This window comes from Bradyrhizobium sp. S3.3.6, assembly GCF_040546905.1.
GTDB classification, from domain to species: Bacteria; Pseudomonadota; Alphaproteobacteria; order Rhizobiales; family Xanthobacteraceae; genus Bradyrhizobium; species Bradyrhizobium cytisi.
On sequence record NZ_JBEPOT010000006.1, the window covers coordinates 123,540 to 138,693 of the forward strand.

The following is a 15,154-nucleotide window of genomic DNA, read 5'->3' on the forward strand; positions in this document are numbered from 1 at the left end:
CGCAGGGTGGGAACAGGGATGAAATCAGTAGGCGCACGGCTGCGCCATGGTCAACATTGCAGTGCAGCGTTGCACTGCCGTTGACTTTGGTCCATTGCAGTGCGGTCAAAAAGGCGGCGGCTGCCGGACCAAAAAAGGACGTTCTCGATGAGCAAGAAACAATACCGGATCGCAGTCATTCCCGGCGACGGCATCGGCAAGGAAGTGATGCCCGAGGGCCTGCGCGTTTTGGAGGTGGCCGCGAAGAGGCACGGGGTCTCCCTGCATTTTGATCATTTCGACTTCTCGTCCTGGGACTACTACGAGAAGCACGGGCAGATGATGCCGGACGACTGGAAAGAGAAGATCGGCAAGCACGACGCGATCTATTTCGGCGCGGTCGGCTGGCCGGCCAAGATTCCGGATCACGTTTCGCTGTGGGGCTCGCTGATCAAATTCCGCCGCGAGTTCGACCAGTATGTGAATCTGCGCCCAGTGCGGCTGATGCCCGGCGTGCCGTCGCCGCTGGCGGGCCGCAAGCCCGGTGATATCGATTTCTGGGTCGTGCGCGAGAACACCGAAGGCGAATATTCCTCCGTCGGCGGCCGCATGTTCCCCGACACCGACCGCGAGTTCGTGACGCAGCAGACGGTGATGACCCGCACCGGCGTCGATCGCATCCTCAAGTTCGCCTTCGAGCTCGCACAGTCGCGGCCGAAGCAGCACCTGACGTCGGCGACGAAGTCCAATGGCATCTCCATCACCATGCCCTATTGGGACGAGCGCGTGGAGGCGATGGCGAAGAAGTTTCCGGGCGTGAAGTGGGACAAGTACCACATCGACATTCTCACGGCGAACTTCGTGCTGCATCCGGACTGGTTCGACGTCGTGGTCGGCTCCAACCTGTTCGGCGACATCCTGTCCGATCTCGGCCCGGCCTGCACCGGCACCATCGGCATCGCACCGTCAGGCAACATCAATCCCGAGGGCGATTTCCCCTCTGTGTTCGAGCCCGTGCACGGTTCGGCGCCTGACATCGCAGGGCAGGGCATAGCGAACCCGATCGGCGCGATCTGGTCGGGCGCGATGATGCTCGAGCATCTTGGCGAGAAGGTTGCCGGCAAGTCGATCGTCGATGCGATCGAGCGCACGTTGGCCGAGCGCACGCTCCGCACCAAGGATCTCGGCGGTAACGCCGATACCACAGCCTGCGGCAAGGCGGTCGCAGATATGGTGGATTAAAGTAGGCTGCTAAACGAAATGTCGTTTCCGGCCTAGTGCGCAATTGCGCTCGGGGGTCGGGACGACATTAATGCTGGCAGTCAGCCCACGATCTTCTCGATCACCGCTTCATCCAGTCCGAACTTCTTCCCGGCCGTCAAAATTTCCTGCCAGGTGGTCGGATCGACTGGGATACCTTCCGCGAGCCGCTTCTTCTTGGTCTCACGCTCGGGCTCGCCGGCGATCTTGACCTTGTCGACGCCGAGGGCGGGCGGCGAGCCGGTGTGCCAGGCGACGAAGCTCTCGACTTCGCGCGCGAGGTTTTCGCCGGTGCCGAGCTTGCCCGGGTCGATGATGATCGAGAGCATGCCGTTGAGGACGTTGTGCTTGCCGTCGGACGGGCCCTTGACCACCTGACCGCCGGAGAGCGCACCGCCGAGGATTTCACACACCAGAGCGAGACCCGAGCCCTTGTGCTCGCCGAACGGCAGGATGGCACCGTGCGGCGGGATCACGGTGTAGCGTGGATTGACCGTGGGCTTGCCTTCGTTGTCGATGATGGTGCCGGGCTCGAGTTCGACGCCCTTGTTGTGGGCGACGCGGGTCTTGCCCTGTGCGATCCTGCTGGTGGCGAAGTCGAGCACGATCGGCTCTTTGCCCCTGCGCGGGATGCCGACGCAGAACGGGTTGGTGCCGTGGCGCGCATCGCTGCCGCCCCAGGGCGCCACGATGGGGCGCGAAATCACATTGACGAAGTGGATCGAGACCAGCCCGTGGTCGATGCACTGCTCGGCCCAATGGCCGATGCGGCCGATGTGGTGCGCGTTGGAAAGGCCGACGAGGCAGACGCCGTTGCTCTTGGCGCGCTCTGCCGCCAGCTCCATCGCTTCATGGCCGATCACCTGGCCGTAGCCGGTGAGACCGTCGAGGGTGAGAAGCGGACCAGTGTCGAGCACGATCTTGACGTGCTGGTTCACGGCGAGGCCGCCGTTGGTGACGCTCGAGACATAGCGCGGGATCATGCCGACTCCGTGCGAATCGTGTCCCTTCAGATTGGCCTCGACTAAGTTGGTGGAGACAAGCTCGGCTTCGCGGTCCGTAGACCCGCCCGCCTTGACGATGGCGCGGATGACATTGGTGAGCGGTTCCGCCTTGATGGTGCGAGTGTCGGCCATTGTCGTTGCTCTTATCCTTTCACGATCCGGCGGCAATGGACCCATGCCGCTTCGATCAGATTCTCGCTGGCTTCCGGTGTGCGGAACGCCGAATGCGCCGACAGCGTTACGTTCGGTATCCTGGTCAGCGGATGGTCCGCGGGCAACGGCTCGATATTGAAGACATCGAGGCCGGCATGGCGGATGTGGCCCGACGTCAACGCGTCGATCATCGCCTGCTCGTCGACGATCGCGCCACGCGCGGTGTTGATGAAGACGACGCCCGGCTTCATCTTCGCGATTGTCTCGCGCGTGATCATGCCGCGCGTCTCGTCGTTGAGCAGCAGATGCAGCGACACCACGTCGCTTCTCGCCAGCAGCGTGTCGAGATCGGTAAACTCGACGCCGGGATGGGTCCTTGGCGAGCGGTTCCAGGCGATCACCTTCATGCCGCTGCCGGACGCTATGCGCGCGACTTCGGCCGCAATACCGCCGAAGCCGATCAGACCCAGCGTCTTGCCGGTGAGCTGCATGCCGTCCTCGCGCAGCCAGTTGCCGGCGCGCATCTCGCGATCCATCATCGCGATGACGCGGGCCGAGGACCACATCAGCGCGATCGCGGACTCCGCCACGGCCGTGTCGCCATAGCCCTTGATCAGATGCACGGAGATGCCGAGCTGGCTAAGCTCCTCCGGATTCATGTAGCTGCGCGCGCCGGTGCCGAGAAACACGACGTGCTTCAGCCCCGCGCATTGTTTTGCGACCTCGGTGGGAAGCGCGGTGTGGTCGACGATGGCGATCTCGGCGCCGTCGAGGATCTGAGGATATTGCTCGGGCTTGATGTCGGGATCCCGGTGGATCCGCACCTTGGGATCGCCCGGCTTCTCAAGCCGCTCCATGATCACGGCGAGGGCTTCATTGGCGTCGACGAAAACTCCGCGCATGTCTGTCTCCGATCAGGATGCGACGCCGGCGATCGCCAGCACGGTGTGCATCAGCACGTTGGTGCCCGCGGCGCAGTCGGGCTGCGTGGCATCTTCCAGCTCGTTGTGGCTGATGCCGTCCTTGCAGGGCACGAACACCATCGCCGCCGGCATGACCGTATTGAGGTTGCAGGCATCGTGGCCGGCGCCGGAGGTGATGCGGCGGGAGGAATAACCGAGCGTCTTGGCTGCATTCTCGACTGCGGCGATCAGCTTGGGATCGAAATGCGTCGGCGGCTTGCGCCAGACCAGATCGATCTTGACCTCGACCTTGCGGCGCGCGGCGATCTCGGCAATCGTAGTGTGCAGGTCACGATCGAGGGCATCCATGATCGTGCCATCTGCGCTGCGGCAATCCATCGTAAAGGCGATCTCGCCGGGAATGACGTTGCGCGAGGGATTAGCGATCACGGCTTCGCCGATGGTGCCGACTGCATTCGGTCCGTGCTTCCTGGCAATGGCCTCCATCGCCAGCACGATCTCGGACAGTGTCGCCAGCGCGTCGCGCCGCAACGGCATCGGGGTCGATCCCGCATGGCTTTCGAAGCCGGAGATCTTGCCGTCATACCAGAGTACGCCCTGGCCGGAGTCGACCACGCCGATGGTCTTGCCTTCGGCCTCCAGGATCGGGCCTTGCTCGATGTGCAGCTCGACAAAGCAGCCGAGCTTCTGGAAACCGACCGGCTTGTCGCCGCGATAGCCGATGCTGTCGAGCGCCTGGCCGACGGTCGTGCCCTCGATATCCTTGCGCGACAGGAGGTCGTCGGCCGTGAAATCGCCGACGTAGGCCGCGGACGCCATCATCGCCGGCGCGAAGCGCGAGCCTTCCTCGTTGGTCCAGTTGACGATGCAGATCGGCACCTCGGTCTCGATGCCGGCATCGTTCAGCGTGCGGATCACTTCGAGCGCGCCGAGCGTTCCCAGAATGCCGTCATACTTCCCGCCGGTCGGCTGGGTGTCGAGATGCGAACCGATGCCGACGGGAAGCTTCGACATGTCGCGGCCCTTGCGCAGGCCGAACTGAGATCCGAGCGCATCGACATGCACGTCGAGGCCGGCTTCCTCACAGGCCTTTCGGAACCAGTCGCGAACCTGCTTGTCTTCGCCGCTGAGCGTCAGCCGCCGTACGCCGCCTTTGGCCGTCGCGCCGAATTGCGCGGTCTCGTGGATGGAGCCCCAGAGGCGGGCGGAATCGATCTGCAAATTGGTGGCGGCTCGGCTCATGCATCAGTCTCTCATTTGTCCGGCGCCTGTTTCAATGACGCGCCAGCGCGGGCGCGTCAACCGCGAGGCTGCTCTGCGCAATCTGACATGCAAGCTCGGCGACGCGCTCGACCGCGACGACGTCGGGCGAGGCGAGCCAGCTTGCGGTGAACGTCAGCGGTGCGATCTCCAGATCGGTGTCGAGCAATTGCAGCCGGCCGTCGGCGAGCTCGTTTTCGACGATGGCGTCGGGGATCACGGCGATGCCGAGTCCTTCCACTGCCATGTGGATCACGGTGGCAAGCGAGGCAGAGGCGTGGAGACGGATCGGCGGCAAGTCGGGCCGGTCGAACACCTCGCGCACGACCTCGTAGGGTCTGGTCTTACGCGGAAAAGTGATGATCGGAAACCGTGCGAGATCGGCGGGCGTCACCGGGCCGTGGCCGAGCCCGAGTGAGGGGCTTGCGAGGAAGCCGATCGGATAGTCGGCGAGCACGCGATTGTGCACGCCGGAGGCCGACAGCGGTCCGACAACGAAGGCCAGCTCGATCTCCTGCGCGAGCAGGCGCGCGGTGAGGTTCGGCGTGATGTCGACCTCGATCTCCAGCGACAGGTTCGGATAGATCCCGTTCATGCTCTTCACCAGCCGCGGCAGCCAGGTGTGCACGATGGTCTCGGCGACGCCAAGCCGCATCACGCCGCGCATCGCCGAGCGATCGCCGATCTCGGCCATCATCTGAGCGCGCAGGCCGATCAGCTTTTCCGCATAGACCATCATCTGCCGGCCGCTCGGGGTGGGCGACGCCACGCGATGATCGCGGTTCAGGAGTTTGACGCCCATCTCGCGCTCGAGCTGGGCAATGCGCTGGGAGATCGCCGGCTGGGTCGTATTGAGTCGTGCTGCGGCGCCGCGGAAGCTGCCGAGCTTCACAACCCAGAGGAAGGTTTCGATCGACCTGAAGTCCAGCATTGAAAGGATTTTCCTGATCGATAAAATAGATTTATCGATATCGATTAGAAAGGACGATTAGACTTTATAGCATGCTTGGTGTTGGCTGTCTTTGTCGAGTTTATAGGCAGGTCGATCACATGACTGTTTTGGTGGCAGCGCAGCAAACTGAAACACCCGACACCCTCCCGAGCCGTCAGGCGCGGCTCGCCTATCGTGGCGGCGAGGTCGGTTCCACCGCCGGGGTCGCGCCCGGCTTCGTCCAGGGCAATCTGGCGATCCTGCCGGCGGAATACGCCGGCGCCTTCCACCGCTTCTGCCAGCTCAATCCGAAACCGTGCCCGATCATCGGGATGTCCGATGTCGGCAGCCCGTACATCCCTGCGCTTGGCGCCGATCTCGATATTCGCACCGACGTGCCGCGCTACCGTGTCTGGCGCGACGGCGAAGTCGTCGATGAGCCAACCGATGTGACCAAGTATTGGCGCGATGACCTCGTGACTTTCGTGCTCGGGTGCTCGTTCTCATTCGAGGAGGCGCTGCTCGACGAGGGCATGCCGATCCGCCACATCGAGCAGAACGTGCGGGTGCCGATGTACCGCACCAACATCGCCTGCGGCGAGGCCGGCCCGTTCGCGGGTCCGATGGTGGTGTCGATGCGCCCGTTCAAGGCGGCCGATGCGATCCGCGCGGTGCAGATCACCTCGCGCTATCCCGCCGTGCACGGCGCGCCCGTGCACCTCGGCCATCCGCATCTGATCGGCATCAAGGACATCGCCAAGCCCGACTATGGTGATCCCGTAGCTGTTGCCGATGACGAGATCCCGGTGTTCTGGGCCTGCGGCGTGACGCCGCAATCGGTCATCAATGCGGCCAAGGTCCCTTTCGCGATCACGCATTCGCCCGGCCTGATGTTGGTGACCGATCTGAAGAACAGGAACATGGCCGTGATTTAGTGGGCAGCATTTGCTGCTTCTTCAGGCTTTACGCAGTTTGCCAATCGCTTCATTCGATACGCACAAAATACAGAGGACTTTGCCAATGACGATCACTCGCCGCGACGTTCTGCTCGGAGCCACCGCCGCTGCCGCGCTGTTGCCGCTAGCGGCGCGCGCGCAAACCTCTGAGGTGGTGATCGGCGCGACCTATCCCTTGTCCGGCGCCGGCGCCCAGGTAGGGGTCGACGCGCAGCGTGCATTCGAGACCGCGATCGATATCATCAACAACGACCAGGACTTCGACCTTCCGCTGGCGAAGGGTGTCGGCTTGCCCGGTCTCGGTGGCGCCAAGATCCGCATGGTGTACGCCGACCACCAGGGCGACCCGCAAAAGGGGCGCGCCGAAGCCGAGCGGCTGATCACCCAGGAAAAAGTCTGCGCGGTGCTCGGCTCCTATCAGAGCGCAGTCGCGGTCACGGTCAGTCAGATTTGCGAGCGTTACCAGATCCCGTTCTTGTCGGCGGACAATTCCTCGCCGAGCCTGCATCGCCGCGGACTGAAGTACTATTTCCGCGCCTCGCCGCATGACGAGATGTTTTCGGCCGGGATGTTCGATTTCCTCGACTCGATGAAGAAGAAGGGCGTCAAGGCCGAGACGCTGGCGCTGTTCCACGAAGATACGATCTTCGGCACCGACTCCGCCAACGCCCAGACCAAGTTCGCAACCGAGCGCGGCTACAAGATCGTCGCCGACATCAAGTACCGCGCCAACTCGCCGTCCTTGTCTGCCGAAGTCCAGCAGCTCAAGGCCGCCAATGCCGATGTGCTGCTGCCCTCGAGCTACACCACGGACGGCATCCTGCTGGTCAAGACGATGGCGGAGCTCGGCTACAAGCCGAACGCGATCCTGGCCCAGGCAGCGGGCTTCTCCGAAAAGGCGCTTTACGACGCCGTCGGCGACAAGCTCGAAGGTGCGATCACCCGCGGCAGCTTCTCGCTCGATCTCGCCGCCAAGCGGCCGATGGTCGGCAAGATCAACGATCTGTTCAAGGCGAAATCGGGCAAGGATCTCAACGACAACACGTCGCGGCAGTTCATGGCGATGATCGTGATCGCGGACGCCATCAACCGCGCCAAGTCGACCGACGGCGAGAAGATCCGCGACGCGATGGCCGCAACCGACATCCCGGGCGAGCAGACCATCATGCCCTGGAAGCGGGTCAAGTTCGACGACATGGGCCAGAACAACGACGCCGATCCGGTGCTGCTGCAATATATCGGCGGCAAGTTTGTCACTATCTTCCCGTCGCAGGCGGCCGTGGCCGAAGCAGTCTGGCCGATGAAGTGAGGACGAAATCGGGAGCCCGGACGATAGCTCCTGATCCTGCGGAGTAAGACGGAGCCCGCGTCGGGAAAGACGAGGGCGGCCCGTCCTTTGCGATGCGCGTTCGATGACGCCCCTCGGAGTGAGGGCTTTTTCTGGGGGACAAGTTGCTGACAGTCGAAACCGTTCTCCAAAGTCTCGCGAGCGGCCTGCTGATGGGCCTGCTCTACGGACTGATCGCCGTCGGCCTCGCGCTGATCTTCGGCCTGATGGACGTCACGAACTTCGCCCATGGCGAGTTCCTGATGATCGCGATGTACGCGTCCTTCTTCCTGTTCACGTTCTTCGCCATCGACCCCTTGCTTTCGGCGCCGCTCGTCGCGGCAGCGATGTTCGTGTTCGGAGCGGTGATCTACCTGTTGATCGTGCGCTTCGCCATGCGCGCCAAGGCCAATGCCGGCATGGTGCAGATCTTCACCACCTTCGGCCTGGCCATCGTGATGCGCGGACTGGCCCAGCTGTTCTTCACGCCGGACTATCGCAGCATTCCGCAATCCTGGCTCGGTGGCAAAACCATCTCGGTTGTGGGCATTTTCCTGCCGGAGCCGCAGCTGGTCGGTGCGCTGGTCTCGATCGCGGCCTTTGCCGGCCTCTACTTCTTCATCCACCGCACCGATTTCGGCCGCGCGCTGGAAGCCACCCGTGAAGATCCCGGCGCGGTCGCGCTCGTCGGTATCGACAAGAACCGCGTGTTCGCGTTCGGTTGGGGCCTTGGTGCTGCGCTCGTCGGTCTCGCCGGCGCGATCATGGCGGTGTTTTTCTACATCTATCCCGACGTTGGCGCGTCCTTTGCGTTGATTGCCTATGTCACGGTGGCGCTCGGCGGCTTTGGTAGTGTGTTCGGCGCCTTTGCCGGCGGCATCATTGTCGGCCTGGTTGAAGCGGTGACCGCCCTGATGCTGCCGCCCTCACTGAAGTCGGTCGGCATCTATGCGGTGTACTTGCTCGTTGTCTTCATCCGGCCGCGTGGCCTGTTCGGGTCAATGTGATGGACAAGAATTTTGCCGCGCGGCGCCGCCGCGATCTCATCGTTGCCGCAGTGCTGGCCGCACTGGCCGCGCTCGCGCCGCTGTTCGTCAAGAACGTCTACATCCAGAATATCCTAGTGCTGACCTTGATGTATGCGGCGCTGTCGCAGAGCTGGAACATCCTGTCCGGCTATTGCGGACAGATCTCGCTCGGACACGCGCTCTATTTCGGCATCGGCGCCTACACCACGGAGCTGCTGTTCACCAAGTTCGGCGTGCTGCCCTGGTTCGGCATGCTTGCCGGCGGCGTGATCGCTGCCGTGATCGCGATGGGGCTCGGCTATCCCTTCTTCCGTCTGCGTGGCCATTACTTCGTGATCGCGACCATCGTCATCGCCGAGATCGGGCTGCTGCTGTTCCAGAACTGGGAATGGGCGGGGGCTGCGATGGGAATTACCATTCCGGTGCGCGGCGACAGCTGGCTGAAATTCCAGTTCATGCGCAGCAAGCTGCCGTACTTCTATTTCGCGCTGGCGCTTTGCTGCGTCGCCTGGTTCGTCACCTGGTGGCTCGAGGACTCCAAATGGGGTTTTTGGTGGCGCGCGGTAAAGGACAATCCGGAAGCCGCTGAAAGCCTGGGCGTCGTCGTGTTCAACTCCAAGATGGGTGCGGCAGCGGTCTCTGCATTCCTCGTTGCCGTCGGCGGCGCCTTCTATGCGCAATTCCTCGCTTATATCGATCCCGAAAGCGTCATGGGTTTCCAGTTCTCGCTTCTGATGGCACTCCCGGCCGTGCTCGGTGGCATCGGCACCCTCTGGGGTCCGGTGTTAGGAGCGGCCATCCTGATCCCGATGACGGAGCTGACGCGCTCCTATATCGGCGGCTCCGGCCGCGGCGTCGACCTCATCGTCTATGGCGCGCTGATCGTGGCGATCTCGCTCGCTTTGCCGCAAGGCCTGGTCAGCCTGTTCTCCCGTTCCAAGGCAAAAGGAGCGACGCGATGACCGCGCTCCTTGAAACCCGCGGCGTCTGGCAGCGGTTTGGCGGCCTCGTCGCCAACAGCGACGTCTCGATCTCGGTCGGCCGCGGCGAGATCGTCGGGCTGATCGGTCCGAATGGCGCCGGCAAGTCGACGCTGTTCAACCTCATCGCCGGCGTTCTGCCGCCGACGCAAGGCTCGATCTGGTTCGACGGCGAGGACGTGACAAAGTTGCCGGCGGCCGCGCGCTGCCAGCGTGGCGTCGGGCGCACCTTCCAGGTCGTCAAGAGCTTTGAGACCATGACGGTGATCGACAACGTCATCGTCGGCGCACTCGTGCGCAACACGGTGATGCGCGAGGCTCGCCGCAAGGCGCATCAGGTGCTGGAATTCACCGGCCTTGCGGCGCGCGCCGACGTGCTCGCAAGCGACCTCGTGCCGGCCGAAAAGCGCCGCCTCGAAGTTGCCCGTGCGCTTGCGACCGAACCGAAGCTGTTGCTGCTCGATGAAGTGCTCACCGGCCTTACGCCGACCGAGGCACAGACCGGCGTGGCGCTGGTGCGAAAAGTACGCGATGCCGGCATCACCGTTCTGATGGTCGAGCATGTCATGGAGATCGTGATGCCGTTGGTCGATCGCGCCATCGTGCTCGACCTCGGCAAGGTCCTGGTCGAGGGCAAGCCCGCCGACGTGGTCCGCGATCCCAAGGTGATCAGCGCATATCTGGGAGATCGTCATGCTGTCGGTGCATGAAGTCACGACCGCCTATCAGGGCCTGGTCGCGATCTCCGCGGTCTCGATCGAGGTCCAGAAGGGTGAGATCGTCTGTGTCGCCGGCGCCAACGGTGCGGGCAAGTCGACGCTGCTCAAGTCCATTGCCGGTGCCGAGCGTCCGCGCTCGGGTACGGTGACCTTCGACGGCAAACGCCTCGACGGCATGGCGCAGCATCATATCACCGCCACCGGCATCGCCTATGTGCCGGAGAACCGCCGCCTGTTCCCACGCTTGTCGGTGCGCGACAATCTCCGCCTCGGCAGCTATCTCTATCGCGGCGAGGCGGATCGCGAGGGACCGCTCGATCTCGTCTTCAAGCTGTTCCCGCGACTGTCCGAACGCCTCGAGCAGCGCGCCGAAACGCTCTCCGGCGGCGAGCAGCAGATGCTCGCGATCGGCCGCGCCCTGATGACGCGTCCGCGGCTTCTGATGCTCGACGAGCCCTCGCAGGGCATCATGCCGAAGCTGGTCGACGAAATCTTCCAGGCGGTGAAAACCATCCGCGAAGCCGGCATGACCGTGCTGATCGTCGAACAGCGCATGGCCGAGTGCCTGGAGATCGCCGACCGCGCGTACATCCTGCAAACCGGCCGTGTGCTGATGCAGGGTCCGGCGGCGGAGATCAGGGGCAATCCGGACGTGAGGAAGGCGTATCTGGGGCTCTAGCGCCAACCGTCATTGCGAGCGCAGCGAAGCAATCCAGAATCCCTCCGCGGAAAGACTCTGGATTGCTTCGCTGCGCTCGCAATGACGAGGTTAAAGCTGGGCTCAATGCCCGTGCTCGTGCCCATGCTCCGGCAGCGTCACCCCGAACACTTTCACCAGATCCGCCACCTGCTCCGGCGAGAGATACCGCGGGTTCATTCCGCGCAGCAGCAGATAGAGCTTCGCCGTCTCCTCCAGCTCCTCGGTCGCGAACACCGCCGATTCCAGTGTCTCGCCGGCGACCACCGGCCCGTGATTGGCGAGCAGCACGGATGAATATTTTCCGGCCAGTCCCTTGATCGCATCCGCGACCGCGGGATCGCCCGGGCGGTAATAGGGCACGAGCGCGGTGGCGCCGCATTTCATCAGATAATAGGCCGTCATCGGCGGCAGCGCGGCGTGCGGGTCGATCTCGGGCAGCATCGAGAGCGCGACCGAATGAGTGGAGTGCAGATGCACGATTGCCCGCGCGCTTCCGCGCGTATCGTAGAGCGCGGTGTGCAGCGGAACTTCCTTGGTCGGCGCATCGCCGGACATGAGCCGGCCCTGATCGTCCAGCCGCGACAGTTTTGCAGGATCGAGGAAGCCGAGCGAGGCGTTGGTCGGCGTCACCAGCCAGCCGCCGCTATCCAGCCTGACACTGATATTGCCGGAGGAGCCCGGCGTCAGCCCGCGCTCGAACAGGGACCGTCCGAAGCGGCAGATATCCTCACGCAGCCTTGTCTCGTTGCTTGTTTCAGTTTTCATGGCCGTCATGCTCGCTTGTCTCACGCTTTGGCAGCGCGGCCAAGCCGTGTTATTCGAGATCACGAGCCGCCGCAAAGGCGGCCGTCCGGGAAACGTTCGCAAGGGTTAGTTGCATGTCCGCCTCCACGTCACAAAATCAGCGCATCGCGGTCATCGGGCTCGGCTCGATGGGGTACGGCATGGCGACCTCGCTGAAGCGCGCCGGCCATACGGTCACCGGCTGCGACGTTTCGGCTGATGCGGTGGCGCGTTTTGTCAAGGACGGCGGCGCCGGCGCCACAACGCCGGCCGAGGCGGCCAAGGGCGCGGACATCGTCGTCAGCGTCGTCGTCAATGCCGCGCAGACCGAAGCGATCCTGTTCGGCAAGGACGGCGTGGCCGAGACCCTGCCGAAGGACAGCGTCTTCATCTCCTCTGCGACCATGGATCCCGACGTGGCCCGGCGCCTGGCAAAAGAGCTGGAAGCGACCGGCCGAAATTACCTGGATGCGCCGATCTCCGGCGGCGCGCAACGCGCCGCGCAAGGCGAGCTGACGATCCTTGCTTCGGGCAGTCCCGCCGCCTTCGCCAAGGCGCGCCCGGCGCTCGATGCCATGGCAGCAAAGCTCTACGAGCTCGGCGATGCCGCTGGCGAAGGCGCGGCCTTCAAGATGATCAACCAGCTGCTGGCCGGCGTGCATATCGCTGCCGCCAGCGAAGCGATAGCGTTCGCGGCCAAGCAGGGCCTCGACATCCGCAAGGTCTATGAGGTGATCACGGCGTCTGCCGGCAATTCGTGGATGTTCGAGAACCGTATGCCGCACGTGCTCGACGGCGACTACACGCCGCGGAGCGCGGTGGAGATCTTCGTCAAGGATCTCGGCATCATCCAGGACATGGCGCGCAGCGCCAGATTCCCGGTGCCGGTTTCCGCCGCAGCCCTCCAGATGTTCCTGATGACGTCAGCTGCCGGCATGGGGCGTGACGATGATGCGTCGGTGGCGCGAATGTATGCGCAGGTCACCGGCGTAAAACTTCCCGGCGACAAGTAGAAGAGGATTCCAATGCCCCGTTTCGCCGCCAACCTCTCGATGATGTTCACCGAGGTGCCGTTTCTCGACCGGTTTGACGCCGCCGCGGCAGCCGGCTTCACCGCCGTCGAATTTCTCTTTCCCTATGAGCATCCGGTCGAGGCGATCGGCGAGCGGCTCAAGCGCAACGGCCTGGCACAGGCGCTGTTCAACCTGCCGCCGGGCGACTGGAATGCCGGCGAGAAAGGTTTTGCTGCGTTGCCGGCGCGCTTTGCCGACCTCAAGGCGAGCCTGGAGACGGCGCTGCCTTACGCCAAAGCGACCGGCGTCAAGCGGCTGCATTTGATGGCGGGCATCGCCAACCGCGGCGAACGGGTGGCGATCGAGGCCTTCTACAAATCGGTGACGTGGGCTGCGGAATTCTTCGCGCCGCATGGCATCGACATCGTGCTCGAGCCGATCAACGCTCGCAACGTCCCAGGTTACTTCCTCAACGATTTCGGCTTCGCGCGCGATTTGATCCAGGAGTTGAGGCTTCCCAATTTGAAGCTCCAGTTCGACATCTATCATTGCGGGATCATCCATGGCGACGTCACCATGCGGCTGCGCGAGATGATGCCGATCATCGGCCACATCCAGATCGCCAGCATTCCCTCGCGCAACGAGCCCGACGGCGAGGAGCTCAATTATCCGTTCCTGTTCGATGAGCTCGACCGCCTCGGCTACGCTGGATTCGTCGGCTGCGAATACAATCCGCGCGGCAAGACCACCGATGGCCTGGCCTGGTTCAAGCCCTATGCTGGAGTGAAGTCGTGACACTTGCGCTGGGTTGCATCGCCGATGACTACACCGGCGCCTCCGATCTCGCCAACACGCTCACGCGCGCCGGCTTGCGCACGGTGCAGACCATCGGCGTGCCTGCTGACGATCTGAAGCTGCCGGAAGTCGACGCCGTCGTGGTGTCGCTGAAGAGCCGCTCGATCGAGGCGGGGCTTGCGGTGTCGCGCTCGCGCGCGGCGGAGAAATGGCTGCGTGGTCGCGGCGCGAGCCACGTGCTGTTCAAGATCTGCTCGACCTTCGATTCCACCGATGCCGGCAATATCGGGCCGGTGATGGACGCGCTGCGCGCCGATTGCGGCGAGGCGGTCGTGCTGGTGACGCCGGCTTTCCCCGAAACCGGCCGCACCGTCTACCAGGGCAATCTGTTCGTCGGCGCCGTGCCGCTGAACGAGAGCCCTTTGAAGGACCATCCGCTCAACCCGATGCATGATTCCAATCTGGTGCGCGTGCTGGCGCGCCAGAGCAAGACGCAGATCGGTCTCGTCGATCTCGCGACCCTCGCGCGCGGGGCGGAGGCCGTGCACGGCCGGCTTGCCGAACTATCAGGCAAGGGTATCGGCGCCGCCATCATTGACGCCGTGTTCGACCGCGACCTCGAGACCATCGGCCTCGTCGCCGCAGAGCACCGGCTGTCGGTCGGCGCCTCCGGTATCGGCCTCGGGCTCGCCCGCGCGCTGGTGTCGACCGGCAAGGTCAAATCGGCCACCACAAGCGGCGACCAGCGCGCCGCCGTCGGTGGACAGGTGGCGTGCCTCGCCGGAAGCTGCTCGCAAGCCACCTTGCAGCAGATCGCCAATGCCGAACGGGTCATGCCGGTGCTCCGTCTCGATCCTGACCGTATTCTTACGGGCGCGAACGAAACGCAGCGTGCGCTGGACTGGGCGAAGGAGCGATTGGCCCAGGGGCCCGTGCTGATTGCATCGAGCGCGACGCCGGCTGACGTTGCTGCGCTCCAGGCGCGTCACGGCCGCGACGCCGCAGGGCACGCCATCGAGCAGACGATGGCCGACATCGCCGAAAGCCTTGTGAAAGCAGGGGTGCGGCGCTTGATCGTCGCCGGCGGCGAGACCTCTGGCGCCGTGGTCGATCGGTTGAAGATTCCCGGATTTCTCGTTGGAGTGGAGATCGCTGCGGGTGTCCCCGTGCTGCGCGCTGTCGGTGCTGAAAAAGCCGGCATGTTGCTCGCTCTCAAGTCCGGAAATTTCGGTGGAGCGCAGTTTTTTTCGGATGCGATCGGGCTCATGCGCTGAGCGCAGGGCATTCTTATCCCCCTGTTCATCTCTTTCGGGTTCCTTACCCGTGAGGAATCAGAGTTCACA

15 protein-coding genes are annotated in these 15,154 nt (G+C 63.8%); 10 read left to right on the forward strand and 5 right to left on the reverse strand.

The features are described from left to right. Positions 1 to 147: 147 nt before the first annotated feature. On the forward strand, positions 148 to 1,221 hold the full coding sequence (locus tag ABID59_RS19195) for a tartrate dehydrogenase (RefSeq protein ID WP_354084386.1): 1,074 nt from the start codon (positions 148 to 150) through the stop codon (positions 1,219 to 1,221). An 80-nt stretch (positions 1,222 to 1,301) separates the two neighbouring features. On the opposite strand, the gene ABID59_RS19200 is transcribed toward ABID59_RS19195, so the two are convergent. Genes ABID59_RS19200 through ABID59_RS19215 form a run of 4 tightly spaced genes read right to left on the reverse strand, consistent with a single transcriptional unit; the run spans position 1,302 to position 5,510 of the window. Further along, positions 1,302 to 2,375, reverse strand: coding sequence for a malate/lactate/ureidoglycolate dehydrogenase (locus ABID59_RS19200; protein ID WP_354084387.1), 1,074 nt, complete (start codon positions 2,373 to 2,375; stop codon positions 1,302 to 1,304). Positions 2,376 to 2,386: 11 nt separating this feature from the next. Beyond that, positions 2,387 to 3,298: an NAD(P)-dependent oxidoreductase gene (locus ABID59_RS19205; RefSeq protein ID WP_354084388.1), complete on the reverse strand. Its 912-nt coding sequence runs from the start codon at positions 3,296 to 3,298 to the stop codon at positions 2,387 to 2,389. 12 nt (positions 3,299 to 3,310) lie between these two features. Next, the gene (locus tag ABID59_RS19210) at positions 3,311 to 4,561 is read right to left on the reverse strand and encodes a Zn-dependent hydrolase (RefSeq protein WP_354084389.1); all 1,251 of its coding nucleotides are present in this window, start codon (positions 4,559 to 4,561) and stop codon (positions 3,311 to 3,313) included. Between the two features lie 31 nt (positions 4,562 to 4,592). Beyond that, positions 4,593 to 5,510: a LysR family transcriptional regulator gene (locus ABID59_RS19215; RefSeq protein WP_148748894.1), complete on the reverse strand. Its 918-nt coding sequence runs from the start codon at positions 5,508 to 5,510 to the stop codon at positions 4,593 to 4,595. A 119-nt stretch (positions 5,511 to 5,629) separates the two neighbouring features. Between ABID59_RS19215 and ABID59_RS19220 the strand changes: the two genes are divergently transcribed. From ABID59_RS19220 to ABID59_RS19245, 6 genes are all read left to right on the forward strand, one after another. Then, positions 5,630 to 6,445 (forward strand): putative hydro-lyase, encoded by an 816-nt coding sequence (locus ABID59_RS19220; RefSeq protein ID WP_354084390.1) that lies wholly within the window; start codon positions 5,630 to 5,632, stop codon positions 6,443 to 6,445. Between the two features lie 85 nt (positions 6,446 to 6,530). Further along, positions 6,531 to 7,775 (forward strand): ABC transporter substrate-binding protein, encoded by a 1,245-nt coding sequence (locus ABID59_RS19225; protein WP_354031783.1) that lies wholly within the window; start codon positions 6,531 to 6,533, stop codon positions 7,773 to 7,775. Positions 7,776 to 7,921: 146 nt separating this feature from the next. Further along, positions 7,922 to 8,800, forward strand: coding sequence for a branched-chain amino acid ABC transporter permease (locus ABID59_RS19230; RefSeq protein ID WP_354084581.1), 879 nt, complete (start codon positions 7,922 to 7,924; stop codon positions 8,798 to 8,800). Continuing rightward, positions 8,800 to 9,783, forward strand: a complete 984-nt coding sequence (locus tag ABID59_RS19235; protein WP_354031784.1) for a branched-chain amino acid ABC transporter permease — start codon at positions 8,800 to 8,802, stop codon at positions 9,781 to 9,783. Before ABID59_RS19230 ends, ABID59_RS19235 begins: the two co-directional genes overlap by 1 nt. Then, entirely contained in the window at positions 9,780 to 10,511 is a 732-nt protein-coding gene (locus ABID59_RS19240; RefSeq protein WP_354031785.1) for an ABC transporter ATP-binding protein, read from the forward strand. Before ABID59_RS19235 ends, ABID59_RS19240 begins: the two co-directional genes overlap by 4 nt. Continuing rightward, positions 10,495 to 11,199, forward strand: coding sequence for an ABC transporter ATP-binding protein (locus ABID59_RS19245; protein WP_148748889.1), 705 nt, complete (start codon positions 10,495 to 10,497; stop codon positions 11,197 to 11,199). The genes ABID59_RS19240 and ABID59_RS19245 overlap by 17 nt, the downstream gene beginning before the upstream one ends. A 102-nt stretch (positions 11,200 to 11,301) precedes the next feature. Here the strand turns inward: ABID59_RS19245 and otnC are convergent, their stop codons facing one another. After that, positions 11,302 to 11,994, reverse strand: coding sequence for a 3-oxo-tetronate 4-phosphate decarboxylase (otnC, locus tag ABID59_RS19250; RefSeq protein ID WP_354084391.1), 693 nt, complete (start codon positions 11,992 to 11,994; stop codon positions 11,302 to 11,304). Between otnC and ltnD the strand changes: the two genes are divergently transcribed. The 3 genes from ltnD to otnK are packed head-to-tail and all read left to right on the forward strand — an operon-like array spanning position 11,970 to position 15,085. Further along, positions 11,970 to 13,016 (forward strand): L-threonate dehydrogenase, encoded by a 1,047-nt coding sequence (gene ltnD / locus ABID59_RS19255; RefSeq protein WP_354084392.1) that lies wholly within the window; start codon positions 11,970 to 11,972, stop codon positions 13,014 to 13,016. The genes otnC and ltnD overlap by 25 nt on opposite strands. Positions 13,017 to 13,028: 12 nt before the next feature. Continuing rightward, complete coding sequence (otnI, locus tag ABID59_RS19260) at positions 13,029 to 13,811, forward strand: 2-oxo-tetronate isomerase (protein ID WP_354084393.1); 783 nt, start codon at positions 13,029 to 13,031, stop codon at positions 13,809 to 13,811. Continuing rightward, complete coding sequence (gene otnK / locus ABID59_RS19265) at positions 13,808 to 15,085, forward strand: 3-oxo-tetronate kinase (RefSeq protein ID WP_354084394.1); 1,278 nt, start codon at positions 13,808 to 13,810, stop codon at positions 15,083 to 15,085. The genes otnI and otnK overlap by 4 nt, the downstream gene beginning before the upstream one ends. The last annotated feature ends 69 nt before the right edge of the window (positions 15,086 to 15,154 follow it).

Bases quoted from the DNA above. Each gene is read 5' to 3' on its own strand.
- otnC (WP_354084391.1), bottom strand. From the start codon at position 11,994: ATGACGGCCATGAAAACTGAAACAAGCAACGAGACAAGGCTGCGTGAG.
- ABID59_RS19195 (WP_354084386.1), top strand. From the start codon at position 148: ATGAGCAAGAAACAATACCGGATCGCAGTCATTCCCGGCGACGGCATC.
- ABID59_RS19245 (WP_148748889.1), top strand. From the start codon at position 10,495: ATGCTGTCGGTGCATGAAGTCACGACCGCCTATCAGGGCCTGGTCGCG.
- ABID59_RS19200 (WP_354084387.1), bottom strand. From the start codon at position 2,375: ATGGCCGACACTCGCACCATCAAGGCGGAACCGCTCACCAATGTCATC.
- ABID59_RS19205 (WP_354084388.1), bottom strand. From the start codon at position 3,298: ATGCGCGGAGTTTTCGTCGACGCCAATGAAGCCCTCGCCGTGATCATG.
- ABID59_RS19225 (WP_354031783.1), top strand. From the start codon at position 6,531: ATGACGATCACTCGCCGCGACGTTCTGCTCGGAGCCACCGCCGCTGCC.
- ABID59_RS19240 (WP_354031785.1), top strand. From the start codon at position 9,780: ATGACCGCGCTCCTTGAAACCCGCGGCGTCTGGCAGCGGTTTGGCGGC.
- ABID59_RS19210 (WP_354084389.1), bottom strand. From the start codon at position 4,561: ATGAGCCGAGCCGCCACCAATTTGCAGATCGATTCCGCCCGCCTCTGG.
- otnI (WP_354084393.1), top strand. From the start codon at position 13,029: ATGCCCCGTTTCGCCGCCAACCTCTCGATGATGTTCACCGAGGTGCCG.
- ABID59_RS19220 (WP_354084390.1), top strand. From the start codon at position 5,630: ATGACTGTTTTGGTGGCAGCGCAGCAAACTGAAACACCCGACACCCTC.
- ABID59_RS19235 (WP_354031784.1), top strand. From the start codon at position 8,800: ATGGACAAGAATTTTGCCGCGCGGCGCCGCCGCGATCTCATCGTTGCC.
- ABID59_RS19215 (WP_148748894.1), bottom strand. From the start codon at position 5,510: ATGCTGGACTTCAGGTCGATCGAAACCTTCCTCTGGGTTGTGAAGCTC.